The sequence below is a fragment of the Sphingomonas liriopis genome, from assembly GCF_024211255.1.
GTDB classification, from domain to species: Bacteria; Pseudomonadota; Alphaproteobacteria; order Sphingomonadales; family Sphingomonadaceae; genus Sphingomonas; species Sphingomonas liriopis.
In genome coordinates this window covers 246,149-270,954 of the sequence record NZ_JAMLDY010000001.1, presented here as the reverse complement: position 1 = coordinate 270,954, position 24,806 = coordinate 246,149, and the positions used below count along the sequence as shown (strand labels likewise).

The window sequence follows — 24,806 nt, the reverse complement described above, 5'->3', positions numbered from 1 at the left end:
CCATGAGTCTCGAATCGGTTCGGCGCTTCCTCGCCGATCATGCCCCCGACATCGCCGTCATCGAGCAGGCGGCGAGCACCGCCACGGTGGCGGAAGCGGCCGCGACGCTGGGCGTCCTGCCCGCGCAGATCGCCAAGACGCTGTCGCTGCGCGTCCGCGACGAGGTCGTGCTGGTGGTCGCCTGCGGCGACGCCCGCCTCGACAATCGCAAGGTGAAGGACGCGCTGGGTGCCCGCCCGCGGCTGCTGGACGCGGGCGAGGTCGCGGCATTGACCGGGCATCCGGTCGGCGGCGTCTGTCCGTTCGGGCTGGCGACGCCATTGCGGATATGGTGCGACATGTCGTTGCGCCGCTTCGCGCAGGTCTATCCCGCGGCGGGATCGCCGACGACGTCGGTATGTCTGTCGCCCGAACGGCTGGCGTCACTGGCCGGCGCGTGCTGGGCCGACCTGTGCCGCACGCCTGATTAATCCGCGAAAGCGCGCTTCAGGAACGCGCAGGCGTCCGCCATCGCGGTCTGCGCGCCCGGCAGGAAGCCGACCCACGATACGAAGCCGTGGACCATGCCGGGATAGCGCTTCACCTCGACCTCGACGCCCGCCGCCCGCAGCACGGGGGCATACATTTCCGTGACGTCGCGGAGCGGATCGCATTCCGCGCTGCCGATGAGGTGCGGCGGCAGGCCGCGATGGTCCGGCGCGCGCGTGGCGCTGACCCGGTAGTCCCCGTCCTGTGCGGGGTCGGTGATGTAGAGTTCGTGGAAATAATGCGCATCGTCCGCGCGGACGATCGGGCCGTCCGCGAATTCGGCCATGCTGCCGCCATCGGGGACGGGATGCTGCGCGGGGCCGTACCAGTTGACGACGGCGGCGAGGCGCGGTCCGCCCGCGTTCAGCGCCTGCAGCGCCATCGCATAGGCCAGCACGCCGCCGGCACTGTCGCCCGCGACCGCGATACGCGCGGGATCGCCGCCGATCTCCGCGCCGTGCGCCGCGATCCATTGCACCACCGCATAGCCATCGTCGGTCGCAGCGGGAAAGGGATGTTCCGGGGCGAGGCGGTAATCGACCGATACGACCAGCGCACCGGCACCACCGGCCAGCCCGCGCGCGATCATGTCCTGCGTGTCGAGGTCGCCGAGGATGAAGCCGCCGCCGTGGAAATAGACCACGACCGGAAAGGGGCCGGCGCCCTCCGGCGTGTAGACCCGCACGGGAATGTCGCCAGCGGGACTGGGGACGGCGCGGTCGGCCACCGATGCCAGCGTGACGGCGGGCGGCGGTATCTGGATGGACGTCGCGCGCACGTTCGCGCGCAGTTCCTGAAGCGGAACCCCGCGCACGGGGGGCCATGCGGGCTGCTGCGACAGCATGCCCTCGATCATCGGGTCCAGCGCCATCCTCAATTCTCCCTGGTCATGTCGCGCAATGCGGTGCGCAATATCTTGCCGCCGGCATTGCGCGGCAGTTCCTTCGCGAAGACGATGTGCCGGGGCACGCGATAATTCGCCATGTTCGCCCGCGCCCAGGCGGTGATCGCTGCGGCATCCGCGCTCGCGCCGGGGCGCAGCACGACGAACGCCTTGCCGACCTCGCCCATCCGTTCGTCGGGAATGCCGACGATCGCGGCCATCTCGATCGCGGGATGCCCGCTCAGCAGCTTCTCGATCTCGGCCGGATAGCAGTTGAACCCGCCGGAGATGTACATGTCCTTCTTGCGATCGGTGATCGCCAGATAGCCGCGCGCATCGATCGTGCCGATGTCGCCGGTGTGGAGCCAGCCGTCGCCGTCGATCGCCTCTGCGGTCGCGACCGGATCGTCGAGATAGCCCTGCATCACCGCATGGCCGCGGACCAGGAATTCGCCGGCCTCACCGGGGGCCAGGTCGCGGCCCTCTGGATCGACGCAGCGCACCTCGATGCCGGGCAGCGGGCAGCCGGCGGTATGCGCGACCGTCTCGGCGTCGTCGCCCTGGCAGGTCATCGCGATCGCGCCGCATTCGGTCATGCCATAGCCGTTGACGATGTTGCCCATGCCCAGTTCCGCCCGCATCCGCTCGACCAGGGCGGGCGCCACCGGCGCGGCGCCGGTCACCGCGACGCGCAGGCTGGAGAAATCGCGCGGCCGGTCGCCGGCGAGCTCCTGCAACAGCGACTGGTAGATGGTCGGTGGGCCGGGCAGGAAGGTGATCCGGTGTCGCTCGATCAGCCGCGCGCTCTCGGCGGCATCGAACACGGGCTGGGGGACGATGGTCGCGCCGCGGGCGAGGCACGCCGCCCAGCCGGCCTTGTAGCCGAAGGTGTGGAAGAACGGATTGACGATCAGGTAGCGATCGCCCGTCCTCAGGTCGACGCGGTCGGCCCAGTCGGCGAAGACGCGCACCGCCTGTCCGTGCGCGGTCAGCACGCCCTTGGGCGCGCCGGTGGTGCCGGAGGTGAAGATGATGTCGGCGATCGTCTCCCCGGTCAGCGTAGCGAAGGCGGCATCGACCGCGGGATCGTCCGCCCCCCGCCCGCGCGCGACGAACGCGTCCCAGCCGGTATCCGGATGCACCATCCCGATCAGGTCGGGCAGGTCCTCGCCGGCGAGGAGCGCGCGATAGTCGGTCTGGAGGAAGGTTTCCGGAGCGAAGACCAGCCGCGCACGCGACCGGCGCAGGATGTCGCCTGCTTCCGCTCCCTTGAAACGCGTGTTGAGCGGCACGATCGTCGCGCCCATCGTCTGCGCGCCCAGCGCCGCCAATATCCATTCGCGCGTGTTCGGACCCCATAGCGCGACGCGGTCGCCCGCCGCGATGCCGGAGGCGATGAAGGCGGACGCCGCGGCGCGCGCGTCCTGCCACAGCGCCGCGAAGCTCCATTGCCGGTCGTCGACGATCAGCGCCGGCGCGTCGGGCCAGCGGCGCGCGGCGGCGGCGGCGGCGTGCGGGATCGTCGGGGGAAGGGGGGCCTCGCCGGTCATCCCCGCGGTTCCCGCGGCAGGCCGAGCCCGCGTTCGGCGATGATGTTGCGCTGGATCTGGTCGGTGCCGGCGTAGATCGTGTCGGCGCGGCTCATCAGGAACATGTTGGCGAGGCCGTCGAACCGCTCCTCGCTCGCGCCGATCTCGCCGTCCTGCCCCAGCACGTCCATCGCCAGTTCGCCGAGCGCGACGTGCCAGCGCGACCAGTAGAGCTTGTAGGTGAACCCCGCGCCCGACAGCGCGCCGTCTTCGCCGTTCGCCAGCATGCGCAGCGCGTTGGCGCGCATGATCGTCAGGCCGGCGTGCGCCTGCGCGATCCGCTGCCGGATCAGCGGGTCGGTCGCGGCACCATTGGCCTTCGCCGCGGCGACGATTTCGTCGAGCTCGGTGCGAAAGCTCATCTGCTGCGCCAGCGTCGAGACGCCGCGCTCGAACGCCAGCAGCGCCATCGCGACCCGCCATCCGTCGCCTTCGGCGCCGATCCGGTCGATCGCCAGCGCCTCGGCATCGTCGAAGAAAACCTCCGCGAATTCCGCCTCGCCGGTCATCTGGCGGATCGGCCGCGCGTCGACGCCGGGCTGATCCATCGGCATCAACAGGAACGACAGCCCCTTGTTGCCGACGCTCCCCGGCTCGGTTCGCGCCACGACGAAGATCCAGTCCGCGATCGTGCCCATCGACGTCCAGACCTTCTGGCCGTCGACGCGATAGCCGTCACGCTCGGCGCGTGCCTTGGTCTTCACGTTGGCCAGGTCGGAGCCGGCACCCGGCTCGGAATAGCCCTGGCACCAGATCGCGCGGCCGGCCGCGATGTCGGGCAGGAACCGCTGCTTCTGGTCCTCGCTGCCCATTGCGAGCAGCGTCGGGCCGAGCAGCTCGACGCCCAGATGCCCGACCCGCGGCGGCCCCTTGGCGCGGGCATATTCCTCCGCGAACACGATCTGCTGCGCGATGCTGGCGCCGCGCCCGCCCCAGGCCTCTGGCCAGCCGATCACGCTCCACCGGGCGTCGCCCAGCGCCGCCTCCCATGCGCGGCGCTGTTCGACATTGTCGACCTGGTTGGTCTGCCCCCGGATCGCGCGGAACGGACCGGACAGTTGCGCCTGCAACCACGTCGCCGCCTCGTCGCGAAAGGCCTTCAGCTCGGGCGCGTACGCTTGGGCCATCAGGCGACCTCGAACAATCCGGCCGCGCCCATCCCGCCGGCCACGCACATCGAGACGACGACGTACTTCACCCCGCGCCGCTTGCCTTCGATCAGCGCGTGGCCGACCAGCCGGCTGCCCGTCATCCCGAACGGATGGCCGATCGCGATCCCGCCGCCGTTGACGTTCAGCTTGTCGGGGTCGATCCCCAGCTTGCGCTGGCAATAGAGCGCCTGGCTGGCGAAGGCCTCGTTGATCTCGAACAGGCCGATATCGTCGATCGTCAGACCGGCGCGGGCGAGCAGCTTGGGGATGGCGAAGACCGGGCCGATGCCCATCTCCTCCGCCTTGCACCCGGCGACCTGGAACCCGCGATAGAGGCCCAGCACCGGCAGCCCTTCCTTCTGCGCGGTGGCGAGGTCCATCACCACCTGCGCGGACGCGCCGTCCGACAGCTGGCTGGCATTGCCCGCGGTGATATGCCGGCCCTCCTGGATGACCAGTCCGTCCTTGAACACGGGTTTCAGCGCCGCCAGCGCCTCATAGGTGGTGCCGGGGCGGACGCCTTCGTCGCTGCCGACCGTTACCTCTTCCTTGCCGGTCTCGTTGCCCTGCTTGTCGAACAGCGCGCGCGTGACCGTGATCGGCACGATCTCGTCGGCGAACCGGCCCGCCGCCTGTGCCGCGCCCGCGCGCTGCTGCGACCGGGCGGCGAAATGGTCCTGATCCTCGCGGCTGACGCCATAGCGGTCGGCGACGATCTCGGCCGTCTCGATCATCGCCATATAGGCATGGGGATCGTGCGCCTTCACGAATTCGGAGCGGTTGCGAAAGGCGGGCGCATGCTTGTTGATGGTCAGCGAGATGCTTTCCATCCCGCCGGCGACCGCCACGTCGATCTCGTCGCACATGATGCCGCGCGCGGCGAGCGCCAGCGCGTTGAGGCCCGACGAGCATTTGCGGTCGAGCGTGAAACCGCCGGTCTCATCGGGCAGCACCGATCCCTGCACCGTCAGCCGGCCCAGATTGTAGCTCTGCGTGTTCCAGTGGTTGCCGACACCCAGATAGACGTCGTCGACCCGCGCCGGATCGATCCCCGCGCGCGAGATCGCGGCATCGACGACGTGTGCCGACAGGACGGGGGCCTCGGTATCGTTGAACGCCCCGCGATAGGCCTTGCCGACGCCGGTGCGGGCGGTGGAAACGATCGCTGCTTCGCGCATGGATAATCCTCTCAAAAACCGGTCATGTTGGCAGGCCCCCAGAAGGCCCGCATCTCGACCACCTCGTTCGCGGCGTTAAAGCGGAACGTGTCGATGACGTCGATACGTCTGCGCGCGCCGTCATATTCGAGATGCACCGAAAAGGCGAAGGCCGCATAATCCCCCGCGATCCGTACGGGGCCGTCGAGCCGCAACTTCGCCCCGGTCTGCATCGCTCCGGCGTAGAAGGCGCGGATCGCCGCGCGGCCGTGATGGATCGGCGCGCCGATCGGGTCCTCGACGGTCGCATCCGCCGCGTACAGCGCGGCGACGTCGTCCGCGCTGCCGGCATCGAAGGCGGCGACATAGGCGCGGACGGCGGCTTCCATCCTGGCGGGATCTGGCATGGGGCTTACTCCGGAAAATAGCGGCTGATGGTGTCGACGACGCAGGCGGGTTTGTCGCCGCCCTCGATCTCCACGGTGACGCGGACGACGGACTGGATCGCGCTGCCCTTTTCCTCGACGTGGACGATCTCGCCGGTCGCCCGGATGCGGCTGCCCACGGTCACCGGCGCGAGGAAGCGCAGCCGGTCGGCGCCGACATTGACCGCCGACGAGAAGCCGCGCACCTCGATCAGCTGTGGCAGGAAGAAATTGACCAGGCTCATCGTCAGATAGCCGTGCGCGATCGTCCCGCCGAACGGGCCGTCCTTCGCGCGATCGACGTCGACATGGATCCACTGATGGTCGCCCGTGACCTCGGCGAAGCCGTCGACGCGCGTCTGTTCGATCGCGAGCCAGTCGGTCGGGCCGAGGGCGGTGCCCTCGGCGCCTCGCAACGCGGACGGATGCTCGAAGATCGCCGGCGCGGTCATGCGTGCTGGCTCGATACCGGCACGATTTCCCCGGTCATGTAGCTCGACAATTCGCTCGCCAGGAAGATCATGACATTGGCGACTTCCCAGACCTCGGCGGGGCGGCGGAACGCTTCCTTCTCGACCAGCTTCGCCAGCGCTTCCTGGGTCGTCACCTTCGCGAGGAAGGGGTGCATGGCGAGGCTGGGGGCGACGGCGTTGATGCGGACGCCATATTCGGCGGCCTCCACCGCGGCGCAGCGGGTGAAGGCCATCACGCCGGCCTTGGCCGCGGCATAATGCGCCTGCCCCTTCTGCGCGCGCCAGCCCAGGACTGAGGCGTTGTTGACCATCACGCCCGACCGGTTCGCATACATCGCGGGCAGGAAGGCGCGGGTCATGCGGAACAGGCTGGTCAGCGTGACGTCGAGCACGCGGTCCCACTGGTCGTCGGTCATGTCGACCACCGCGGTTTCCCCGCCCAGCCCGGCATTGTTGACCAGTACGTCGATCCGGCCGAGCGCGGCGAGCGATGCGTCGCGCAGGCCCTGCACGTCGCCTTCCTTGGTCACGTCGCAGACGAAGGTCGCCGGTCGCGCGACCCCTGCCTCCGCCGCGATCCGATCCGCCGCCTCGCCGAGCCGGCGTTCGTGGAAATCGCTGACGAGCAACGTCGCACCCTCTTCGGCGGCGCGCCTGGCGACGGCGAAGCCGATGCCGGTGCCGGCGGCGGCGGTGACGACGACGGTCTTGCCGGCCAGCAGGCCGCGCGGGGTGGGGTAGGGGGGAACAGGTACGGTGCCGGTCATGCGGCGTCCTCCAGGATGATGCGGGCGAGCGCCTCGCGATGGGCGTCCGCGGTGCCGAGCCAGGTCGCGCTCGCGCGGGCGCGTTTGAAATAGAGATGGGCGTGATGTTCCCAGGTGAAGCCGATGCCGCCGTGCAGCTGGATCGCGTCGGCGGCGACCTGCCGGAACGCGTCGCTGGCATAGGCGCGGGCGGCATGGCAGGCGGCGTCACGCTCCGCATCCACCGCCCCGTCGCTCATGTCGATCGCTGCGGCGGCGGCGAGCGCGGCGGAACGCGATGCCTCGACCAGCAGCATCATGTCCGCCAGCATGTGCTTGACCGCCTGGAACGATCCGATCGTACGGCCGAACTGCACGCGCTGCTTCACGTAATCGACCGTCGCGTCGAGGCTGTACTGCGCCGCGCCGGTCTGTTCCGCCGCCAGCAGCCCGGCACCGATCGTCATCGCCTGCCTCATCGCGCCGGGCCGGGCGAGCACGGCGCCGTCCGCGACCGCGCAGTCGAAGGTCAGCCGCGCGAAGCGGCGCGTCCGGTCGAGGCCGGGCAGCGGCGCAACCGTCAGGCCGGGCGTATCCGCCTCCAGCACGACGATGCGATCGTCGTCCGTCGCCACCAGGATCAACTCGGCGACATGGGCGAAGGTCGCGAAGCCGGCGCTGCCGGTCAGCCGGCCGGCGCGGAACGTCGGCCGGTCGGCGGTGCCGGCGACGCTGACGCGGGCGCCGGCGGCGAGGCGGGGAAGGTAGTGCGCCTGCTGCGCCGCATCGCCGCCCGCCAGCACCGCCGTGACCGCGACCACCGCGGTTTCGAAGAACGGCACGGGGGCGAGGCAGCGCCCCGTTTCCTCCAGCACCAGCGCCATGTCGATCGCGCCCAGACCGGCGCCGCCATGCGCCTCCGGCACGATCAGCCCGGCAAAGCCCATTTCGATGGCGAGGCCCCGCCACAGGTCCGCGTCGAAGCCCGTTCCGCCCTCCACCGCGGCCCGCACGCGATCCGGCGATGCGGCATCCGTCAGGAAATCCCGCGCAGCGTCGCGGATCGCCCGCCGTTCGTCGGTCAGCGTCAGGTCCATCAGGCGGCGCCGTAGACCGGCTTGGCGGGCGCGCGCCGGTCGATCAGGTCACGCACGATCGCGTCCATCTCGCCCGCCTCCAGCCGCGCGCCCTTGTCGTGCGCGGGGCTGTCGGTCCACCCCTGCGACAGGAACACGGTGCCGCCCTTGAGCTCGAACACCTGGCCGGTCACGCCGTTCGATCGCGCGGACACCAGATAGGCGACCAGCGGCGCCATGTTTTCGGGCGCGTAGACGTCGAAAGCACCCTCGGCGGCGGCCATGTCGAACGCGCCCGTCTCGGTCATCCGCGTCCGCGCATTGGGGGCGAGCGCGTTGGCGGTGACGCCGATCCGCCCCAGCTCCGCAGCCTGTACCAACGTCAGCCCGGCGATCCCGGCCTTGGCGGTCGAATAGGCGGACTGGCCGACCGAGCCCTGCAGCCCCGCGCCGCTCGTCGTGTTGACGATGCGGGCGTCGACCCGGCGACCGGCCTTCGCCTCGGCGCGCCAGTATTCGGCGGCGTGGCGGCTGGTACAGAAATGGCCGCGCAGGTGCACGCGCATGACCGCGTCCCATTCCTCCGGCGAGCAGGTGAAGAACATCCGGTCGCGCACGAAGCCGGCATTGTTGACCACCGCATGCAGCGCGCCGAAGCTGTCGAGCGCCTGTTCGACCATGCGCTTGCCGGCGTCCCAGTCGGCGACGTCGTCGGTGTTGGCGACCGCTTCGCCGCCGGCCGCGCGGATCTCGTCGACGACGCGCTCCGCGGCGCCCTTCGTCCCGCCCGCCTCGCCGTGCGTGCCGACCCCCAGGTCGTTGACGACGACCTTCGCGCCCTCCGCCGCCAATCCGATCGCATAGGCGCGGCCGAGGCCGTTGCCGGCGCCGGTGACGATCGCCACGCGTCCTTCGCAGATACCCATCAGTGTTCCCGCCTCATGATCGTGTGCCAAGTGTCGGGCATCACAGCCGCTCGATGATCGTGACGTTGGCCTGGCCGCCGCCTTCGCACATCGTCTGCAAGCCATAGCGCCCGCCGGTCCGTTCGAGCGCGCCGAGCAGCGTCGTCATCAGCCGTGCGCCGGTCGCACCCAAGGGGTGCCCGAGCGCGATCGCGCCGCCCTGTACGTTCACCTTCTCGTGCGGGATGCCCAAATCTTTCATCCACGCCAGCGGGATCGAGGCAAACGCCTCGTTGCATTCGAACAGGTCGATGTCGTCGATCGTCATTCCTGCCTTGGCCAGCGCGTGACGCGTCGCGGGGATCGGCGCGGTCAGCATCCAGACCGGATCGGCGCCGCGTACCGTCAGGTGATGGATCCGAGCGCGGGGCGTCAGGCCGTGCTCGCGTACCGCGCGCGCGCTGGCGATCAGCAGCGCGGCGGACCCGTCGCAATTCTGGCTCGCGACCCCTGCGGTGACGAGTCCGCCCTCGCGCACCGGCTTGAGCGCGGCGAGCCCTTCGAGCGACGTCGTCGGGCGGATCGTCTCGTCGCGGTCGAGGCCCTCGAGCGGCGCGATCTCGCGCGCGAACCAGCCCTGCTCGGTCGCCGCCTGCGCGCGCTGGTGGCTCGCCAGGCTGAACGTCTCCATGTCGGCACGGCTGACGCCCCATTTGTCCGCGATCATCTCAGCAGAACGGATCTGGTCGACCTCCTGGTTGCCGTAGCGCGCGTCCCACCCCGGCGAGCCGATGAAGGGGCTGTCGAAACCATAAGCCTGCCCCGCGATCATCGCCGCCATGATCGGGATGCGGTTCATCGCCTGGCTGCCGCCGGCGACGACGAGGTCCTGCGTGCCGCTCATCACGCCCTGCGCCGCGAAATGGACCGCCTGCTGGCTCGATCCGCACTGGCGATCGATCGTCACGCCGGGCACTTCTTCGGGCAGTCCCGCGACCAGCCATACCGTCCGGCCGATGTCGCCGGCCTGCGCACCGATCGTCTCGGTGCATCCCCAGACGACATCGTCGATCGCGGACGGGTCGACGCCCGTGCGATCGACCAGCGCCTTGATCGGATGCGCACCCAGATCGGCGGGATGGAGGTGCGCCAGGCTGCCCTTCTTGCGACCGATGGGCGAGCGGACGGCGTCGATGATATAGGCTTCAGGCATGGTCATACTCGCGGGCGAAGGTCGTGTCGGGGCCGGTCGGGCGGGTGAAGAGCCGCTCGCCGATGCGGGCGCGGTGGACTGCGGGGGTGCCCCATTGCCCGGTCAGCGCCAGCGCGCGCTTGAGCAGCAGGTGGACGTCGACCTCCCAGCTGTAGCCCATCGCACCGTGCACCTGGATCGAGGCGCGGGCGGCCTGGTCCGCCGCCTCGAGCGCGACGATCTTGGCATGGCTGACGCGCGCGCGCGAGAAGACGTCGCGATGGCCGATCTGCGCGGCGGCGGCATGGACGACGGGGCGCGCGAACTCGATTCCGACCTGCGCGGACGCGAGCATGTGCTTGACCGACTGATAGGTGCCGATCGGCTTGCCGAACTGCTGGCGCTCTTTGGCATAGGCCACCGCCATGTCGATCGCGCGTTGCGCGAGGCCCAGCCCCTGCGCGGCGGCGAACACCGCGCCGCGATCAAGCGCCAGATCCCAGTCGGCGGACCCGAGCGGCGTCGCCTCGTCCCACTCGACCGCGAACACGCTGCGGAACGGATCGATACTCTCGCGCCGCACCAGTCGCACCTGATCGGGGGTGGCGACGAATGCCTGGCCGTCGCGGTGCAGGACGATCGCAGCGGCGCTGTCGGCGTCCGCGACCAGCGGATTGGCGGGATGCTGGATCGCGATGCTGGCGGCGGGATCGGCGAGCGCGGCGTGATCGGGCGCGAGGCTCGCCAGCATCGGTGCGGCGATCCCTGCGCTTTCGACCAGCGGATCGGGCAGCGCGACATAGCCCGCGGCCTCTGCGATCAAAGCGAAGTCGATCTCCGCCAGTGCGAGCCCGCCCGCGTCTTCGGGAAGCAGGATCTGGGTAAAGCCCGATTCGACGATCGCGGCCCAGCGCGCGGGGTCACGCGTCTCGCCCGCCGCCATCATCCGGCGCCAGTGATCGGGAGTGACGGTGTCCGCGAACAGCGCGCGCGCGGTATCGGCGAACATCCGCTGTTCTTCGGTCAGGGTGAAGTCCATGCCGGAGGTCCTCAGCGCGGAAGGCCGAGCATGCGCTCGGCGATGATGTTACGCTGGATCTCGTTCGAACCCGCATAGATCGGGCCGGCGAGCGAGAAGATGTAGTCGTCGATCCAGTCGTGCGCGCCCGGCTCGCTCAGCAACTCCGCTTCGGGGCCCAGGATCGCTAGCGCGGTGCGGTGGAGATGGATGTCGAGCTCCGACCAGAAGATCTTGTTGGTCGACGCCTCGGGCCCGATACTGGCGCCCGCGATCAGCGCGCTGGCGGTGCGATAGATGGACAGCGCATAGGCTTCCGCATTCATGAATGCGCGCACGACGTCGGCCTCCAGCGCGGGATCGGCCGAGTTGCCACGCACCTTCCACAGATCGGCCAGCGCGGCGGCCGCCACCTGATAGCGCGCGGGACTGCGCAGCATCAGCCCGCGTTCGAACCCCGCGGTCGCCATGCAGATGTGCCAGCCCTGGCCCTCGTCGCCCAGCCGGTTGAAGGCGGGGACGCGCACGTCCTCCAGGAAGATCTCCGCGAAGCCGACATGGCCGTTGATCTTGCGGATCGGATTGACCGTGACGCCCGGCGTATCGAGCGGGAAGAAGATCAGCGACAGCCCCTTGTGCCGCTCGCTGCCGGGCGCGCGGAACAGCCCGAACGCGATGTCGGCGAACGCGGCGCGGCTCGACCAGATCTTGTGGCCGTTGAGCACATAAGCGTCACCATCGCGGACGGCGGTCGCGCGCACGCCGGCCAAGTCGGACCCTGCCTGCGGTTCGGACCAGGCCTGCGCCCAGATCTCCTCGCCACTCGCCATCGGCGGCAGGAAGCGTTCCTTCTGCGCCTGCGTGCCGAACTCGATCAGCGTGGGCCCAAGCAGAAAAATGCCGTTCTGGCCGACGCGGCCGGGCGCACCGGCGCGCGCATATTCCTCCTCGAAGATCAGCCACTGGATCAGGTCGAGGCCGCGGCCGCCATATTCCTTCGGCCATGTCACCATGCCCCAGTCGCCGGTCTTCAGCGTAGCCTCCCAGCGGCGATGCGCCTCGAAGCCTTCGCGGCTGGCGTCGAAATGGTCGAGCGGTTCGGCCGGCACGTTCGCCGCCAGCCAGGCGCGCACCTCGGCGCGGAACGCCTGCTGTTCGGGGGTGTAGGCGAGGTCCATCAGAACGCCGCCGCCTGCTTGCCGGCGACGAAGGCGTCGCGCGCGGTCTGGCTGTCCTCGTGCGCGTACATTTCCAGCGTGAAGCCCTGTTCGATGCGGTACATGTCGGCGGGGTTCCAGGGTTCGATCAGGTTCAGCGCCTGCTTGGCGATCACCAGCGCGGCGCGGCTCTTGCCGGCGATGATCGCGCAGAAGGCGCGCGCCTCCTCCGCCAGCCGCTCTGACGCCACGATCTTCTCGACCGAACCGTGGCGATGCAGGTCCTCCACCGGTACGCGGCCGCCGGTGAAGAAGTTCGCGCGCACCTTCTGGACCGGCAGCATCCGGCTCATGAACGCCGCACCGCCCATCGCGCCGCGATCGATCTCGGGCAGCGAGAAATAGGCGCCCTCCGCCGCGATCAGGCAGTCGCACGCGCCGGCGATGTTGACGCCGCCGCCGATCACGAAGCCGTGCAGCGCCGCCACCACCGGCACTGCGCAGTCGCGGATCGCCTTAAACGTCCGGTAATTGTCGCGGTTCAGCTTGGCGATCCGCTCGGGGTGCGCCGCCATCTCCTTGATGTCGACGCCGCCGCAGAAGCCGCGCCCCTCGGCGCGGATGAGAACGCAGCGGACATCCTCGTTCTGTGACGCCGAGTCGATCAGCGCGGGAATCGATTCCCAGCCGGCGGTGTCGAAGGCGTTCACCGGCGGATGATCGAACACGATCTCGGCGATGCGGTTCCGAATGGTCAGGGTGATGGGCATCAGGCGGCGACCGTCATGCGAGGGTGGGTGAGGGCGGCGATCCGCGCCTCGGCTTCGTCCATGATCCGGGCGACGAGGTCGGCGCAACTCGGCACCTCCCCGATCCGGCCGCCGACGACGCCGGTGGCCATCACGCCCTGTTCGATATCGCCGTGGACGACGGCACGCTGGATCAGCATCGGCATGGTCGCGGCCATGAACGCCTGGCGCAGCGGCATCGCGCCGTGCGCGGTCATGCCGCGCGCGGATGCGATCATCTCGCCCCAGCTCGCGCCGGTCTGCTTCTTCATCGCGAGGCCGGCTTCGAACGCGCGGCGCCACATGCCGAGCGGGCCGGATCGTTCGATCCGGTCCATCAGCGGCGTGCGCACCATGCGCTGCGGGATGCCGTCGAGGCGAGTGGTCACGACGATATCGTCGGTGCCCGCCTTCAGATACGCCGCCTTCGCCGAATCAGGGACGGGGCTTTCCTTGGTCAGCAGGAAGCGCGTTCCCATCGCGATGCCGACCGCACCGTAAGCGAGCGCGGCGGCCAGGCCGCGGCCGTCGCCGAATCCGCCCGCCGCGATCACCGGCACCTGCACCGCGTCCAGCACCTGCGGCAGCAGCACCGTCGTCGGCACCGATCCGGTGTGGCCACCACCTTCGCCGCCCTGCACCGTCACCATGTCGACGCCCAGCTCGACCATCTTGCGCGCATGCTTCACCGCGCCGACGGTGGGGATGCACAGGATGCCCGCGTCTCTGAAGCGGCCGATCATCGTCGCGTTGGGACCGCGGCCGAAACTGACCGCGCGAACCTGTTCGCGGTGGGCGAGGATCAGGTCGACGATCCGGTCGGCGCCGGGCTGGAAGCTGTGGAAATTGACTCCGAACGGCTTGTCCGTCCGATCGCGCACGGCGCGGATCTTCACTGCCGCCTCGTCGGGGGTCATCACCGCGCAACCGAGAAAGCCGAAGGCGCCGGCCTCGCAACTGCCCACAACCAGCGCCGGCTCCGCCACCCAGCCCATCGCGGTCTGGATGATCGGCGCGGTGCAGCCCAGCCGCTCGGTCAGGATCGTGGCGAGCGCCGTGGTCATCGGTCGCCGGCCTCGCGCTTGTTGGCTTCCGCCATCTCCTTCGCGCCGAGCCCGGCGATCGAGCTGCCCTGCGCCAGATCGTTCTGTGCATGCGCGAAATGGTGCATGTGGTAATGCGCGTCCATGGCGGTGCGCTTGCCGCGCAGGTCCTCGACGTGGTTGATCGCCTGCTTGGTCAGCCAGTTGCCGAGCCGCGGCTGCGCGACCAGCTTCGCCGCCATCGCCGCCACCGCATCGCGCAAGGTCTCGCGGGGGACGATCCGGTTGACCATGCCGAACTGCTCGGCACGCTGCGCACTCATCCGCTCGCCGAGCAGCAGGAATTCCTTGGCGATGCGCGGTGGCAGTTCGAACGCATGTGCGAAATATTCGACGCCGGGGATACCCATGCGGTTGACCGGGTCCTGGAAGAACGCGTCGTCCGACGCGACGATCAGGTCGCATACCCACGCCAGCATCAGCCCGCCGGCGATGCAGGCGCCCTGCACCATCGCGATCGTCGGCTTCGCCACGTCGCGCCAGCGCCGGCACATGCCGACATATTGTTCCTTCTCGCGCGTGTAGAGCAGCTCGGCCGCGGGCTTGTTGACATGGCCCGGCACCATCAGCCGGTTGTCGAAATGCCGGTGCAGGTCGCGCCCCGGCGTGCCGATGTCGTGCCCGGCGGAGAAATGCTTGCCGTTGCCGCCCAGGACGATGCAGCGCACGTCGTCGTCGTTGGTCGCGCGGACGAACGCATCGTCCAGCGCATAGGTCATCTGGCCGTTCTGCGCGTTGTTGAACGTCGGCCGGTTCATCATGATCCAGGCGACCCGGTCGATCACCTCATAGGTGACCGGCTGGTCCGTCTCATACTGAATGTCGGTCGCCTGCGGCGTGACCAGATCGTCGCTCATGCCGCCCTCCGGTCGCCGGCGGGATCGTCCTTGAACACCGACCTGCGCACGCCGTTGGGATCGAGCGCGGCGATCGCGGCGCATTGCTCCGCGGTGGGGGCGGGCGTCACCGGCAGCGCGTCCGCGATCCGCGCCAGCGGAAAGCCGGTATTGTCCTGCACCTCGTCGAATCCGACGCCAGGATGGAGCGAGACGACGCGGACCTGATGCTCCGGCCCGCCGAAGTCCATCACCGCCAGGTTCGACACGATCCGGCGCAGATCGAGGCCGCGGGGCGGCTTGCCGCCGATGTAGCGCGCCGGATTGTACCCCGCCATGCAGACGAAATCGACCTCGCCCGCGACGAACGCGCGGGTGTTGTGGCTGGGCATGAAGAAGCTGTTGGGGTGGCTGATCGAATTGCCCGGAAAGCCGCGCGCACCCAGCATCGCCGCCTTGGGCTTCGCATGGTCGCCGATGACGCTGATGTTCGCCTGCCCGAAACGGTCGAGCTGGACCGGCCCGACCATCGCGTGGCGGCGCCCGCCCCACAGCGCGGAGAACACGCGGTCGTAATTGGCATAGCCTTCCAGTGCCACCGGGCCGACCCGCTTGCCCGGCGGGACGGGTTCGTCGGCGTAATAGACCTCGCCATCGGTCACCTGCAGCGCGGGGTTGAAGCTCGTCTTGGCGAGGCTCGCGCCCAGCCGGGGCAGCGGGCCGATGCCGGTGGCCATCACTTCGCCATCGTCGCGCCACGCTTCGGCACACGCGACGATGACCAGCTCGGCCAGCGAATAGGATGATGCGGTCATGACGCGGGCCTCCTCAATAGACCGGGCGGGGGAGGGCGGCGGCGGCGTCGCGTCCGCCGATCGCAGCGGCATAGGCCTCGTCGCTCACATCGACGAAACGGGCGCGATAGTCCGCCCAGGCCTCGGGCGAGGCGGCGCTGTCGACATAGGTCTTGAGCGCCTTCAGATCGATCTGGTAATCGGGCGCGGCACCGGTCGGATGCGCGCCCAGCGGCGCCTCCACCACGCCGGTGATCCGCGCGCGTTCGACCAGCGCGAACCGCGCATTGGCCTCGATGTCCAGATCGGCGGTCGGCACCAGCTGTTCGACCGAGGCATAGACTTTCGGCGCCGCACGGGTGAACAGCTCGTCGAAGAACGGGTCCGGCGAGAGCGTCAGCAGATTGCCCTTCGCATCGCCGCGATGCGCGTGGATCAGTGCGGCGTCGAGCCGCAGCGCCGGCATCGCGACCAGTTCCTCGCCATCGTCATAGGGGCTTTTCACCATGCGGAAGCCGGGCTGGGTGATGATATCGGTGCCGATGCCGATCCGCGTCGGCAGGAACGGCAGGTCCATCGCCGCGGCGCGCAGGCCCCAGTGGAACATGCCCTCGTCCAGCTCCAGCACCTCGATCGCACCGGTCTGGCGTGCCGCGCGGAAATGCGGGTCGAGCGGATAATGATCGAGGCTGACGAAGGCGAAGACCAGTTTCTTCACCTTGCCCGCCGCGCACAGCATGCCGACATCGGGCCCGCCGTACGAGACGATCGTCAGATCCTTGAGGTCGGACCGCAGGATCGCGCGGATCAGCGCCATCGGCTTGCGCCGCGTCGCCCAGCCACCGATGCCGATCGTCATCCCGTCGGAGAGCGAGGCGACCACCGCGTCGGCGGTCATGCGTTTGTCGAACATAGTCGTCATCAATCCTGCTCGTGCGCCCATTTGTGGCCCCAGGCGGACACCGACATGCTGGTGGTCGGCACCCAGGTGGCGGGATCGATGACCAGGCCGTTCCAGCCATATTCGATGTCGAACCCGCTCGGACTCTGCACGTAGAAGCTCGTCATCTTGTCGTTGACGTGCTGGCCGAGCGTCGCGGACACGGCATGCGCGCCCTTGCTGCGCAGCACCCGGTCATAGGCGCGGCCGACGTCGGGCAGCTCGCCGACCTCCAGCATCATGTGCACCGCGCCGTTGGGGCTCTCCGGCAGCTGGCCCAGCGCCAGGCTGTGGTGGCGTCCGTTGCAATGCATGAAGGCGAAGCCGACGCCCGCATCCTCCGGCCCGCCGCCGCCCAGGTAGAAGCGGCCGAGGTCGGTATCGCCAAAACCCAGCACGTCCTTGTAGAAGGCGTGCGTCTCCTCGAAATTCGGCGCGGTCAGGACGACGTGGCCCAGCCCCATGTCGCCGTTGTCGCCGGTCACGAAGCCGCTGACCCCGGCGGGGGAGGAGAAGGGCGCGTAGTCGACGAAGCGCCCGTGGTACAATTCCATCGGATTGCCCGCGGGATCGGACGAACGCGCCAGTTCGTAGACGTGCCGGCCGCGCGCTTCCATGACCCCGGCCAGCTCGACCGGACGGCCGGCGGCGCGGAGCCGGTCGAGCGTCGCGTCGAACGCCGCCTTCGATTCGAGTTCCCAGCCCGGCGCGACGAACGCGTCGCGCTCGCCCTTGCCGACCCACAGGCGCCAGGGCCGGTCGTCGATGCGGAACAGGAGCACGTCGTCGCGCGGCGACGGGGCGGGCATCATGCCGAGCACGTCGGTCGCGAAGGCGCGCCACCGTTCCAGGTCGCGCGTTTCGGCCACCACATATCCCAGCGATCTGACTGCCATTCCATCCTCCTCGTCCCCGGCCCGCTGCGGCCGGGGTGATTGTCCCTGCACCTGCCGCCCGCCCGGCGGTCGCTGTGCAACTCGTACGGCCATCGCGGCCAAATATCATGTTCGCTCGTTGAGCTAGGTATAGCTTGACGTTTTGCGTAGAACAAGGCAAATAGTTCTACGCAACCGTCGATCGCGACGGGGATCGGAGAGGAACGTGATGAGCGCCACGGTAACCGCATTGCGGCCTGAAGGGACGGACGCCCCGTCGGCCGAGACGTTGATCGAGCGTGCGCGGGCGATGATCCCAGTGTTGCGCGGCCGGGCGCGCGATTGCGTGCGCGGCGGCAACGTGCCGGCGGAAACCATCGCGGAGATGACGGCGGCGGGATTCTTCCGCATCCTTCAGCCGCGCCGTTATGGCGGCTACGAGATGAGCCCGAACGTCTTCTTCGAGGTGCAGAAGGCGCTGGCCGAGGGCTGCATGTCGACCGGCTGGATGTACGGCGTCGTCGGCTGCCACCCCTATGAGATCGCGCTGTTCGACGATCGCGCCCAGGCCGAGGTCTGGGACGGCAATCCCGACATGCTCGTCTCCTCCACCTATCAGCCGGTCGGCAAGGTCGAGAAGGTGGAGGGCGGCTTCTACCTGTCGGGCCGCTGGGGCTTTTCGACCGGATCGACGCATTGCGGCTGGGTGCTGCTCGGCGCGATCAACTTCGATACCGATGGCGGTCCGCCCGACATGCGCACCTTCCTGCTGCCGCGCGGCGATTATCAGGTGATCGAGGGGACGTGGGACACGTTCGGGCTGCAGGGGACCGGCAGCTTCGACATCCTGGTCGAGCGCGTGTTCGTGCCCGAATATCGCACGCACAAGGCGTCCGACGGCTTCGCCGGCACCAATCCCGGGCAGGCCGCCAACGACGCGGCGCTCTATCGCATCCCATGGGCGCAGATCTTCGTGCGGTCGGTCTCGACCGCGGCGTTCGGCGGCACGAGGGCCGCGATCGGCGCGGCGATGGACATCATGAAGAGCCGGGTGTCGAGCAATACCGGCAAGGCGTCGAAGGCGGACCCCAATCTGCACGCCGCGATCGCACGCGCGATCGCCGAGGTGGACGAGATGGAACTGGCGCAGCGTGCCACGTTCGAGGAGCATCTCGCCTATGCCGAGCGGGGCGAGGCGATCCCGATGGAACGCCGCGCGCTGTTCGCCTATCAATCGTCCAACGTCGTGCGCCGCATGGCCGATCTGGTCGATGACATGGTGAAGCTGCTAGGCGGGCGGGCGATCTACATGTCCAGCCCGATCCTGCAGCCCTGGCTCGACCTGCACGCCGCACGCGCGCACGTCGCCAACGATCCCGCCAACCGCGTCAGCGATGTGGTCGGCACCCTGCTGGGCGAACCGCCCGCCTTCACCTTCGTCTGAGGCGCTTCGCGATGGAGATGCGGACGACGACCCACCGGGTATCGGGCGGATACGATATCGTCATCAACGAACTGGGCGAGGGGCCGGCCGTGGTGTTCGTCCACGGCAGCGGTCCCGGCGCGTCCGGCGCGTCGAATTTCCGGCAGAATGCGCGCGCGTTCGCCGATGCCGGCTTCCGGGTGATCCTGCCCGACCTGATCGGCTATGGCGCGTCGTCCAAGCCCGACGGCATCGACTATACGCTGGCGCTGTTCACCGACACGCTGAAGGCGGCGCTGGTCGCGCATGGCGTGGAACGAGCGACGCTGGTCGGCAATTCGCTGGGTGGCGGGATCGCGATCCAGATCGCGCTGGACGATCCGGAGTTCGTGGAACGGCTGGTGCTGATGGCGCCGGGCTGTATCGAGGAACTGCCGGTCTATTTCGCCATGCCGGGGATCGCGAACATGCGATCTTCCTTCGGCAGCCCGGATTTCTCGGCCGCCGACCAGAAGCGCCTGATCGAGAATCTGGTCTACGATCCCGTCCACGCGACCGACGCGCTGGTGGCGGAACGCTATGCCGTCGCGATCACGCAGTCGAAGGACGTGATCGGGCGGATGCGTACCCACAACCTGCAGCCGCGGCTGGACGAGCTGGCGATGCCGATCCTGGTGTTCTGGGGCAGCGAGGAACGCTTCATGCCGCTGACGGGAATCGACTATTTCCTGAAGCAATGCGCCGACGTTCGCGTCATGATCTTCAACAAGGTCGGGCATTGGGTACAGGTCGAGCGGGCCGACGAATTCAACCGCCATGCGATCGCCTTCCTGCATGGCTGACGGTTATCCGGTCATTCCCGACGATCTGCCGGCGGTGTACCGCGCGGCGATGCGGCGGCTCGCCGCGTCGGTAGCGATCGTCGTGGCGCGGGGCGACGATGGCCCGGTGGGCATGGCGGCGACGTCGATCACCTCGCTGACCGTCGATCCGCCCGCGGTGCTGGTCTGCGTCAACCGCGCGACCAGCCTGCACGCGGTGCTGGTGCCGACCGCGCCGTTGTCGGTCAACCTGCTCTCGCGCGACCAGCAGGCGGTGTCCGCGGCGTTCGGCGGCGGCGTGCCGCGCGGCGAACGTTTCGCGACGGGCGACTGGCGGGATGGCGCCAACGGCCTGCCCGCGCTGGAGGGCGCGCAGGCGCACCTTTGCTGCGTCATCGACGCCATGCTCGCCTATGGCACGCACAGCATCGTCATCGCCCGCGTGCTCGCGGCCGAAATCGGCGGCGAAGTGGCGCCGCTCATCTATCAGGACGGACGCTATCTATGACCGGACCCGTCGCCACCGGCCGCATCGCCGCGGCCGTCGAGCAGCTTCATGCCGCGCTGAGGACGCGGCGCCCCGTCCCGCCGCTCAGCAGCGGCGATGCCGGACTGACCATCGACGATGCCTATGCCATCTCGCTCGGCGTACTGGCGAAGCGCCAGGCGGAGGGCGAGCGGATCGTCGGCAAGAAGATCGGCGTGACCTCGAAGGCGGTGCAGGACATGCTGGGCGTCCACCAGCCCGATTTCGGATTCCTGACCGACCGCATGTGGATCGAGGGCGAGATCGACATCGCCAAGGAAGGGCTGATCCAGCCGCGCGCCGAGGCCGAGATCGGCTTCATCCTGAAGGACGGGCTGAAAGGCCCCGGCGTCACCGCCGAACAGGTGATCGCCGCGACCGAAGCGATCGTCCCCTGTTTCGAGATCGTCGACAGCCGGATCGCCAACTGGAAGATCGGCATCGTCGATACGGTCGCCGACAATGCCTCGTGCGGCGTCTTCGTGCTGGGCGAGGCGCGGGTCGATCCGCGCGACCACGACCTGCCCGCGCTCCACGTCACCGTGACCAAGAACGGCGCGCCGCTCAGCGAAGGTTATGGCCGCGCGGTGCAGGGATCGCCGGCCGAGGCGGTCGCGTGGCTGGCCAACACGCTGGGCGAATATGGCGTGACGCTGGACGCCGGCGACGTGATCCTGTCGGGCAGTCTGGTGCCGCTGGAGGATGCGAAGCCCGGCGACGTATTCGAGATGCAATTACATGGGGTTGGCGGCTGTACCGCCCGCTTCGTCTGAGGAGGACAGGATGACCGGACGCGTCAAGGCCGCGATCATCGGATCGGGCAATATCGGCACCGACCTGATGATGAAGATGCTGAAATACCCGCAGAACATGGAGCTGGTCGCCGTCGTCGGCATCGATCCCGCCTCCGAAGGGCTGGCGATGGCGCGCGAGCGCGGCGTCGCGACCACGCATGAGGGGATCGAGGGGCTGAAGGCGCTGCCCGGCTATGCCGAGATCGGCATCGCCTTCGATGCGACCAGCGCCTATGCGCACAAGGTGCACGACGCGGCGTTGCGCGCGGACGGCATCCAGGTGGTCGACCTGACGCCGGCGGCGATCGGTCCCTATACGATCCCCACCGTCAACGGCGACGCCAACCTCGACCAGCCCAACGTCAACATGGTGACGTGCGGCGGACAGGCGACGATCCCGATCGTCGCGGCGGTCAGCCAGGTCGCGACGGTGCATTACGCCGAGATCGTCGCGTCGGTCTCGTCGCGCTCGGCCGGGCCCGGCACGCGCGCCAACATCGACGAGTTCACGCGGACGACCGCGGGCGCGATCGAGAAGGTCGGCGGCGCGGCGCAGGGCAAGGCGATCATCATCCTCAACCCTGCCGAGCCGCCGATGATCATGCGCGACACGGTGTTCACCCTGTCGGAAGGCGCCGACGAGGATACCATCCGCGCCTCGGTGGAGGCGATGGTCGCCAAGGTGCAGGCGTACGTGCCGGGATACCGGCTGAAGCAGGCGGTGCAGTTCGAACGGTTCGGCGACAACAACAAGCTGCGTATTCCCGGGCGCGGCGACTTCACCGGCGTCAAGACGATGGTGATGCTCGAGGTGGAAGGCGCGGGCGACTATCTGCCGAGCTATTCGGGCAATCTCGACATCATGACCGCCGCGGCCAAGGCGACCGGCGAACTGCTCGCCGAGCGGATCCTCCAGCGCGCGAAGGTGGCGGCATGAGCGGTTTCGACGTGAACACCGGCAAGCTCTATCTGCAGGATGTGACGCTGCGCGACGGCATGCATGCGATCCGCCACATGTACGGCGTCGATCATGTCCGCGCCATCGCCGCCGCGCTCGACGCGGCGGGGGTCGATGCGATCGAGGTTGCGCATGGCGACGGCCTCAACGGCGCCAGCTTCAACTACGGGTTCGGCGCGCACACCGACTGGGAATGGCTGGAGGCGGTGGCGGAGGTGCTGACCCGGTCAGTGCTCACCACGCTGATCCTGCCCGGCGTCGGTACGGTGGACGAATTGCGCCGCGCCTATGATCTGGGCGTGCGGTCGGTGCGCGTCGCGACGCACTGCACCGAGGCGGACGTGTCGAAGCAGCATATCGGCATCGCGCGCGATCTGGGCATGGACGTGTCCGGCTTCCTGATGATGAGCCATATGATCGAACCCGACGCGCTGGCCGCGCAGGCGGTGCTGATGGAGAGCTATGGCGCGCAGTGCGTCTATGTCACCGATTCGGGCGGCGCGCTCGACATGGACGGCGTGCGGGCACGGTTCGAGGCCTATGACCGCGTGCTCAAGCCCGAGACGCAGCGCGGCATGCACGCGCACCACAATCTGTCGCTGGGCGTCGCCAATTCGCTGGTCGCGGCGCAATGCGGCGCGGTGCGGATCGACGCAAGTCTCGCGGGCATGGGCGCGGGTGCGGGCAATGCGCCGCTCGAGGTGTTCGTCGCCGCCGCCGACCGCAAGGGCTGGAACCACGGGTGCGACGTGATGGCGCTGATGGATGCGGCGGAGGATCTGGTCCGCCCGCTGCAGGACCGCCCGGTCCGCGTCGATCGCGAGACGCTCGCGCTCGGCTATGCCGGTGTCTATTCGAGCTTCCTGCGGCATGCCGAGAAGGCGAGCGAGACCTATGGCATCGACACACGCACGATCCTGGTCGAACTGGGCCGGCGCAAGATGGTCGGGGGCCAGGAGGACATGATCGTCGACGTCGCGCTCGACATGATCAAGGCGCGCCAGGACGCGGCGTAGCGACGATGCGGCGCCTGTCGCTCGATCACATCACGGTGACCGACACGACCCCGGCGCAGCTTGCCGAGGTCGCGGCGCGCACCGGGTGCGCGGGCATCTGTCCGTTTCTGCACGCGATGCCCGTCCTGCCCGCGATGCCCGTGTTCGACCTGGTGCATGACGCCGGCGCGCTCGCCGCGACGCGGCGGGCGGTGCGCGACGCCGGGGTGACGATCGACCTGGTCTATCCCTTCACGCTGACCGGCCGGACGAACGTCGCCGATTTCGCGCCCGCACTAGCGGCGGCGGCGGCGCTGGGTGCGCCGCTGGCCAATGTGCTGTGCTACGATCGCGATCCGGCGCGGCGGATCGATCGGCTTGCCGAACTGTCGGTACTGGCCGCTGGATACGGCGTCGGACTGGCGATCGAATTCTATCCGCCGTCCCAGGTTGGTTCGCTGGCGTCCGCGCTCGACACCATCGCTGCGCTGGGGCGCAGCGACGTCGGTGTGACGCTGGATTTGCTTCATCTGACGCGGGCGGACGAATGGCCGCGGATGGCCGCGCGACTGGCCGATCCGGCGATCCGCATGGTGCAGGTCAGCGACGGCCCGCGATCGATGCCCGCGGACCGGATCGAGTGGGAGGGCGGCATCCAGCGATGGCTGCCGGGCACCGGCGATTTCGCGATCGCGGACATGCTGGAGGCGATCGATGGCGCGATACCGGTCAGCATTGAGGTGCCGCAGCAATCCGCGATCGATGCGGGTCGACCGATACTGGAACGCGCGCAGATTGCGGTCGCGTCGATGAGGAACATGGAGAGGAAACGTTGATGGGACGACTGGAAGGAAAGGTGGCGATCGTCACCGGCGCCGGGCGCATGGGGAATATCGGGGTCGCGATCTGCGAAGCGTTTCTGCGCGAGGGTGCGAAGGGCGTCGTCGCGACCGACCTGCGCGATGACGATGTCGCGGCGATCCGCGCACGGCTGTCGGGCGTCGCAGCCGCCGATGCGTTTCATTTCGTCCCGCATGACGTGACCGACGAAGGCGACTGGGCACGCGTGGTCCATGCGACGGTGTCGCGCTTCGGCGCGCTCGACGTGCTCGTCAACAATGCCGGGATATCGGTCCACGGCGGCGTCGTCGATACCTCGCTGGCCGACCTGCGCCGGGCGATGGCGGTGAACCACGACGCGCTGTTCCTCGGCATGAAAGCGTGCCTGCCCGCGTTGCTCGACAGTGCGACGCGGTTCGCGGGCGGCGGCGCGATCGTCAACAATCTGTCGATGGCATCGTACATGCCCAACGCCAACAACCTGGGCTATCACGTCTCGAAGGCGGCGGGTCGGATGCTGACCCTGTGCGCGGCCAGTGAGTTTGGTCCGCAGCGCGTCCGGGTCAATTCGGTCCACCCGGGCCTGACGATGACGCCGCTGATCCACGAGGCGTTCGACGATTACACGCGCGCGGGAATGTGGGACAGTGCCGCGGCGGCGGAGGCGGCGATCGCGGCGATGGCGCCGCTCGGCGTGTCCGGGCAGCCCGAGGATACCGCGCACGCATTCGTCTATCTGGCGTCGGAGGAATCGCGGTTCGTGACCGGGGCTTCGATCTACCACGACGGCGGGTTGGGTCGCCGCTTTTGAGC

General features: G+C 69.0%; 27 protein-coding genes. 9 read left to right on the top strand and 18 right to left on the bottom strand.

Annotation, left to right across the window (positions count from 1 at the left end):
- Positions 1–2: 2 nt before the first annotated feature.
- A complete protein-coding gene (locus tag M9979_RS01265; RefSeq protein ID WP_254287508.1) occupies positions 3–470 on the top strand; it encodes a YbaK/EbsC family protein in 468 nt (155 codons plus the stop codon).
- Here the strand turns inward: M9979_RS01265 and M9979_RS01260 are convergent.
- Genes M9979_RS01260 through M9979_RS01175 form a run of 18 tightly spaced genes read right to left on the bottom strand, consistent with a single transcriptional unit; the run spans position 467 to position 17,657 of the window.
- Positions 467–1,399 (bottom strand): alpha/beta hydrolase, encoded by a 933-nt coding sequence (locus M9979_RS01260; protein ID WP_254287507.1) that lies wholly within the window; start codon positions 1,397–1,399, stop codon positions 467–469. The genes M9979_RS01265 and M9979_RS01260 overlap by 4 nt on opposite strands.
- A gap of 2 nt (positions 1,400–1,401) precedes the next feature.
- On the bottom strand, positions 1,402–2,961 hold the full coding sequence (locus tag M9979_RS01255) for a FadD3 family acyl-CoA ligase (protein WP_254287506.1): 1,560 nt from the start codon (positions 2,959–2,961) through the stop codon (positions 1,402–1,404).
- Positions 2,958–4,127 carry an acyl-CoA dehydrogenase family protein gene (locus tag M9979_RS01250; RefSeq protein ID WP_254287505.1) on the bottom strand — a complete coding sequence of 390 codons (1,170 nt, stop codon included), beginning with the start codon at positions 4,125–4,127 and terminating at the stop codon, positions 2,958–2,960. The genes M9979_RS01255 and M9979_RS01250 overlap by 4 nt, the downstream gene beginning before the upstream one ends.
- On the bottom strand, positions 4,127–5,329 hold the full coding sequence (locus M9979_RS01245) for an acetyl-CoA C-acyltransferase (RefSeq protein WP_254287502.1): 1,203 nt from the start codon (positions 5,327–5,329) through the stop codon (positions 4,127–4,129). The genes M9979_RS01250 and M9979_RS01245 overlap by 1 nt, the downstream gene beginning before the upstream one ends.
- Before the next feature lie 11 nt (positions 5,330–5,340).
- Positions 5,341–5,697 (bottom strand): nuclear transport factor 2 family protein, encoded by a 357-nt coding sequence (locus M9979_RS01240; RefSeq protein ID WP_254287501.1) that lies wholly within the window; start codon positions 5,695–5,697, stop codon positions 5,341–5,343.
- 23 nt (positions 5,698–5,720) lie between these two features.
- Positions 5,721–6,185: a MaoC family dehydratase gene (locus M9979_RS01235; RefSeq protein ID WP_254287500.1), complete on the bottom strand. Its 465-nt coding sequence runs from the start codon at positions 6,183–6,185 to the stop codon at positions 5,721–5,723.
- On the bottom strand, positions 6,182–6,973 hold the full coding sequence (locus M9979_RS01230) for an SDR family oxidoreductase (RefSeq protein WP_254287499.1): 792 nt from the start codon (positions 6,971–6,973) through the stop codon (positions 6,182–6,184). The genes M9979_RS01235 and M9979_RS01230 overlap by 4 nt, the downstream gene beginning before the upstream one ends.
- Entirely contained in the window at positions 6,970–8,049 is a 1,080-nt protein-coding gene (locus M9979_RS01225) for an acyl-CoA dehydrogenase family protein (RefSeq protein WP_254287498.1), read from the bottom strand. The genes M9979_RS01230 and M9979_RS01225 overlap by 4 nt, the downstream gene beginning before the upstream one ends.
- Positions 8,049–8,954, bottom strand: a complete 906-nt coding sequence (locus M9979_RS01220) for an SDR family oxidoreductase (RefSeq protein ID WP_254287497.1) — start codon at positions 8,952–8,954, stop codon at positions 8,049–8,051. Before M9979_RS01220 ends, M9979_RS01225 begins: the two co-directional genes overlap by 1 nt.
- A 40-nt stretch (positions 8,955–8,994) precedes the next feature.
- Positions 8,995–10,146: an acetyl-CoA C-acetyltransferase gene (locus M9979_RS01215; RefSeq protein WP_254287496.1), complete on the bottom strand. Its 1,152-nt coding sequence runs from the start codon at positions 10,144–10,146 to the stop codon at positions 8,995–8,997.
- Entirely contained in the window at positions 10,139–11,164 is a 1,026-nt protein-coding gene (locus M9979_RS01210) for an acyl-CoA dehydrogenase family protein (protein WP_254287495.1), read from the bottom strand. Before M9979_RS01210 ends, M9979_RS01215 begins: the two co-directional genes overlap by 8 nt.
- A gap of 11 nt (positions 11,165–11,175) precedes the next feature.
- On the bottom strand, positions 11,176–12,321 hold the full coding sequence (locus M9979_RS01205) for an acyl-CoA dehydrogenase (RefSeq protein WP_254287494.1): 1,146 nt from the start codon (positions 12,319–12,321) through the stop codon (positions 11,176–11,178).
- Positions 12,321–13,070: an enoyl-CoA hydratase family protein gene (locus M9979_RS01200; RefSeq protein ID WP_254287493.1), complete on the bottom strand. Its 750-nt coding sequence runs from the start codon at positions 13,068–13,070 to the stop codon at positions 12,321–12,323. The genes M9979_RS01205 and M9979_RS01200 overlap by 1 nt, the downstream gene beginning before the upstream one ends.
- Positions 13,070–14,152: an NAD(P)H-dependent flavin oxidoreductase gene (locus M9979_RS01195; RefSeq protein ID WP_254287492.1), complete on the bottom strand. Its 1,083-nt coding sequence runs from the start codon at positions 14,150–14,152 to the stop codon at positions 13,070–13,072. The genes M9979_RS01200 and M9979_RS01195 overlap by 1 nt, the downstream gene beginning before the upstream one ends.
- Positions 14,149–15,048 (bottom strand): enoyl-CoA hydratase, encoded by a 900-nt coding sequence (locus tag M9979_RS01190; RefSeq protein ID WP_254287491.1) that lies wholly within the window; start codon positions 15,046–15,048, stop codon positions 14,149–14,151. Before M9979_RS01190 ends, M9979_RS01195 begins: the two co-directional genes overlap by 4 nt.
- Entirely contained in the window at positions 15,045–15,842 is a 798-nt protein-coding gene (locus M9979_RS01185; protein ID WP_254287490.1) for a CoA-transferase subunit beta, read from the bottom strand. The genes M9979_RS01190 and M9979_RS01185 overlap by 4 nt, the downstream gene beginning before the upstream one ends.
- Before the next feature lie 13 nt (positions 15,843–15,855).
- On the bottom strand, positions 15,856–16,743 hold the full coding sequence (locus M9979_RS01180; RefSeq protein WP_254287488.1) for a CoA transferase subunit A: 888 nt from the start codon (positions 16,741–16,743) through the stop codon (positions 15,856–15,858).
- Positions 16,743–17,657, bottom strand: a complete 915-nt coding sequence (locus tag M9979_RS01175) for a VOC family protein (RefSeq protein ID WP_254287487.1) — start codon at positions 17,655–17,657, stop codon at positions 16,743–16,745. The genes M9979_RS01180 and M9979_RS01175 overlap by 1 nt, the downstream gene beginning before the upstream one ends.
- 208 nt (positions 17,658–17,865) lie before the next feature.
- Here M9979_RS01175 and M9979_RS01170 point away from each other — a divergent pair, with 208 nt between their 5' ends.
- The 8 genes from M9979_RS01170 to M9979_RS01135 are packed head-to-tail and all read left to right on the top strand — an operon-like array spanning position 17,866 to position 24,804.
- A complete protein-coding gene (locus tag M9979_RS01170; protein WP_254287486.1) occupies positions 17,866–19,080 on the top strand; it encodes an acyl-CoA dehydrogenase family protein in 1,215 nt (404 codons plus the stop codon).
- A gap of 17 nt (positions 19,081–19,097) precedes the next feature.
- Complete coding sequence (locus M9979_RS01165; RefSeq protein ID WP_254287485.1) at positions 19,098–19,901, top strand: alpha/beta fold hydrolase; 804 nt, start codon at positions 19,098–19,100, stop codon at positions 19,899–19,901.
- Positions 19,894–20,388: a flavin reductase family protein gene (locus M9979_RS01160; RefSeq protein WP_254287484.1), complete on the top strand. Its 495-nt coding sequence runs from the start codon at positions 19,894–19,896 to the stop codon at positions 20,386–20,388. The genes M9979_RS01165 and M9979_RS01160 overlap by 8 nt, the downstream gene beginning before the upstream one ends.
- Positions 20,385–21,179 carry a fumarylacetoacetate hydrolase family protein gene (locus M9979_RS01155; RefSeq protein ID WP_254287483.1) on the top strand — a complete coding sequence of 265 codons (795 nt, stop codon included), beginning with the start codon at positions 20,385–20,387 and terminating at the stop codon, positions 21,177–21,179. The genes M9979_RS01160 and M9979_RS01155 overlap by 4 nt, the downstream gene beginning before the upstream one ends.
- A 10-nt stretch (positions 21,180–21,189) precedes the next feature.
- A complete protein-coding gene (locus M9979_RS01150; RefSeq protein WP_254287482.1) occupies positions 21,190–22,137 on the top strand; it encodes an acetaldehyde dehydrogenase (acetylating) in 948 nt (315 codons plus the stop codon).
- Complete coding sequence (dmpG, locus tag M9979_RS01145) at positions 22,134–23,174, top strand: 4-hydroxy-2-oxovalerate aldolase (RefSeq protein WP_254287481.1); 1,041 nt, start codon at positions 22,134–22,136, stop codon at positions 23,172–23,174. Before M9979_RS01150 ends, dmpG begins: the two co-directional genes overlap by 4 nt.
- Positions 23,175–23,209: 35 nt before the next feature.
- Positions 23,210–23,989, top strand: coding sequence for a sugar phosphate isomerase/epimerase family protein (locus M9979_RS01140; protein ID WP_254287480.1), 780 nt, complete (start codon positions 23,210–23,212; stop codon positions 23,987–23,989).
- Complete coding sequence (locus M9979_RS01135) at positions 23,989–24,804, top strand: SDR family NAD(P)-dependent oxidoreductase (RefSeq protein WP_254287479.1); 816 nt, start codon at positions 23,989–23,991, stop codon at positions 24,802–24,804. Before M9979_RS01140 ends, M9979_RS01135 begins: the two co-directional genes overlap by 1 nt.
- The last annotated feature ends 2 nt before the right edge of the window (positions 24,805–24,806 follow it).

What these genes read in the sequence shown, in the direction of transcription:
- M9979_RS01185 (WP_254287490.1), bottom strand. Translation starts at nt 15,842, where the DNA reads ATGACCGCATCATCCTATTCGCTGGCCGAGCTGGTCATCGTCGCGTGT.
- M9979_RS01230 (WP_254287499.1), bottom strand. Translation starts at nt 6,973, where the DNA reads ATGACCGGCACCGTACCTGTTCCCCCCTACCCCACCCCGCGCGGCCTG.
- M9979_RS01155 (WP_254287483.1), top strand. Translation starts at nt 20,385, where the DNA reads ATGACCGGACCCGTCGCCACCGGCCGCATCGCCGCGGCCGTCGAGCAG.
- M9979_RS01235 (WP_254287500.1), bottom strand. Translation starts at nt 6,185, where the DNA reads ATGACCGCGCCGGCGATCTTCGAGCATCCGTCCGCGTTGCGAGGCGCC.
- M9979_RS01240 (WP_254287501.1), bottom strand. Translation starts at nt 5,697, where the DNA reads ATGGAAGCCGCCGTCCGCGCCTATGTCGCCGCCTTCGATGCCGGCAGC.
- M9979_RS01190 (WP_254287491.1), bottom strand. Translation starts at nt 15,048, where the DNA reads ATGAGCGACGATCTGGTCACGCCGCAGGCGACCGACATTCAGTATGAG.
- M9979_RS01255 (WP_254287506.1), bottom strand. Translation starts at nt 2,961, where the DNA reads ATGACCGGCGAGGCCCCCCTTCCCCCGACGATCCCGCACGCCGCCGCC.
- M9979_RS01265 (WP_254287508.1), top strand. Translation starts at nt 3, where the DNA reads ATGAGTCTCGAATCGGTTCGGCGCTTCCTCGCCGATCATGCCCCCGAC.
- dmpG (WP_254287481.1), top strand. Translation starts at nt 22,134, where the DNA reads ATGAGCGGTTTCGACGTGAACACCGGCAAGCTCTATCTGCAGGATGTG.
- M9979_RS01135 (WP_254287479.1), top strand. Translation starts at nt 23,989, where the DNA reads ATGGGACGACTGGAAGGAAAGGTGGCGATCGTCACCGGCGCCGGGCGC.
- M9979_RS01250 (WP_254287505.1), bottom strand. Translation starts at nt 4,127, where the DNA reads ATGGCCCAAGCGTACGCGCCCGAGCTGAAGGCCTTTCGCGACGAGGCG.
- M9979_RS01150 (WP_254287482.1), top strand. Translation starts at nt 21,190, where the DNA reads ATGACCGGACGCGTCAAGGCCGCGATCATCGGATCGGGCAATATCGGC.
- M9979_RS01200 (WP_254287493.1), bottom strand. Translation starts at nt 13,070, where the DNA reads ATGCCCATCACCCTGACCATTCGGAACCGCATCGCCGAGATCGTGTTC.
- M9979_RS01245 (WP_254287502.1), bottom strand. Translation starts at nt 5,329, where the DNA reads ATGCGCGAAGCAGCGATCGTTTCCACCGCCCGCACCGGCGTCGGCAAG.
- M9979_RS01165 (WP_254287485.1), top strand. Translation starts at nt 19,098, where the DNA reads ATGCGGACGACGACCCACCGGGTATCGGGCGGATACGATATCGTCATC.
- M9979_RS01175 (WP_254287487.1), bottom strand. Translation starts at nt 17,657, where the DNA reads ATGGCAGTCAGATCGCTGGGATATGTGGTGGCCGAAACGCGCGACCTG.
- M9979_RS01210 (WP_254287495.1), bottom strand. Translation starts at nt 11,164, where the DNA reads ATGGACTTCACCCTGACCGAAGAACAGCGGATGTTCGCCGATACCGCG.
- M9979_RS01220 (WP_254287497.1), bottom strand. Translation starts at nt 8,954, where the DNA reads ATGGGTATCTGCGAAGGACGCGTGGCGATCGTCACCGGCGCCGGCAAC.
- M9979_RS01180 (WP_254287488.1), bottom strand. Translation starts at nt 16,743, where the DNA reads ATGACGACTATGTTCGACAAACGCATGACCGCCGACGCGGTGGTCGCC.
- M9979_RS01205 (WP_254287494.1), bottom strand. Translation starts at nt 12,321, where the DNA reads ATGGACCTCGCCTACACCCCCGAACAGCAGGCGTTCCGCGCCGAGGTG.
- M9979_RS01195 (WP_254287492.1), bottom strand. Translation starts at nt 14,152, where the DNA reads ATGACCACGGCGCTCGCCACGATCCTGACCGAGCGGCTGGGCTGCACC.
- M9979_RS01170 (WP_254287486.1), top strand. Translation starts at nt 17,866, where the DNA reads ATGAGCGCCACGGTAACCGCATTGCGGCCTGAAGGGACGGACGCCCCG.
- M9979_RS01260 (WP_254287507.1), bottom strand. Translation starts at nt 1,399, where the DNA reads ATGGCGCTGGACCCGATGATCGAGGGCATGCTGTCGCAGCAGCCCGCA.
- M9979_RS01160 (WP_254287484.1), top strand. Translation starts at nt 19,894, where the DNA reads ATGGCTGACGGTTATCCGGTCATTCCCGACGATCTGCCGGCGGTGTAC.
- M9979_RS01225 (WP_254287498.1), bottom strand. Translation starts at nt 8,049, where the DNA reads ATGGACCTGACGCTGACCGACGAACGGCGGGCGATCCGCGACGCTGCG.
- M9979_RS01215 (WP_254287496.1), bottom strand. Translation starts at nt 10,146, where the DNA reads ATGCCTGAAGCCTATATCATCGACGCCGTCCGCTCGCCCATCGGTCGC.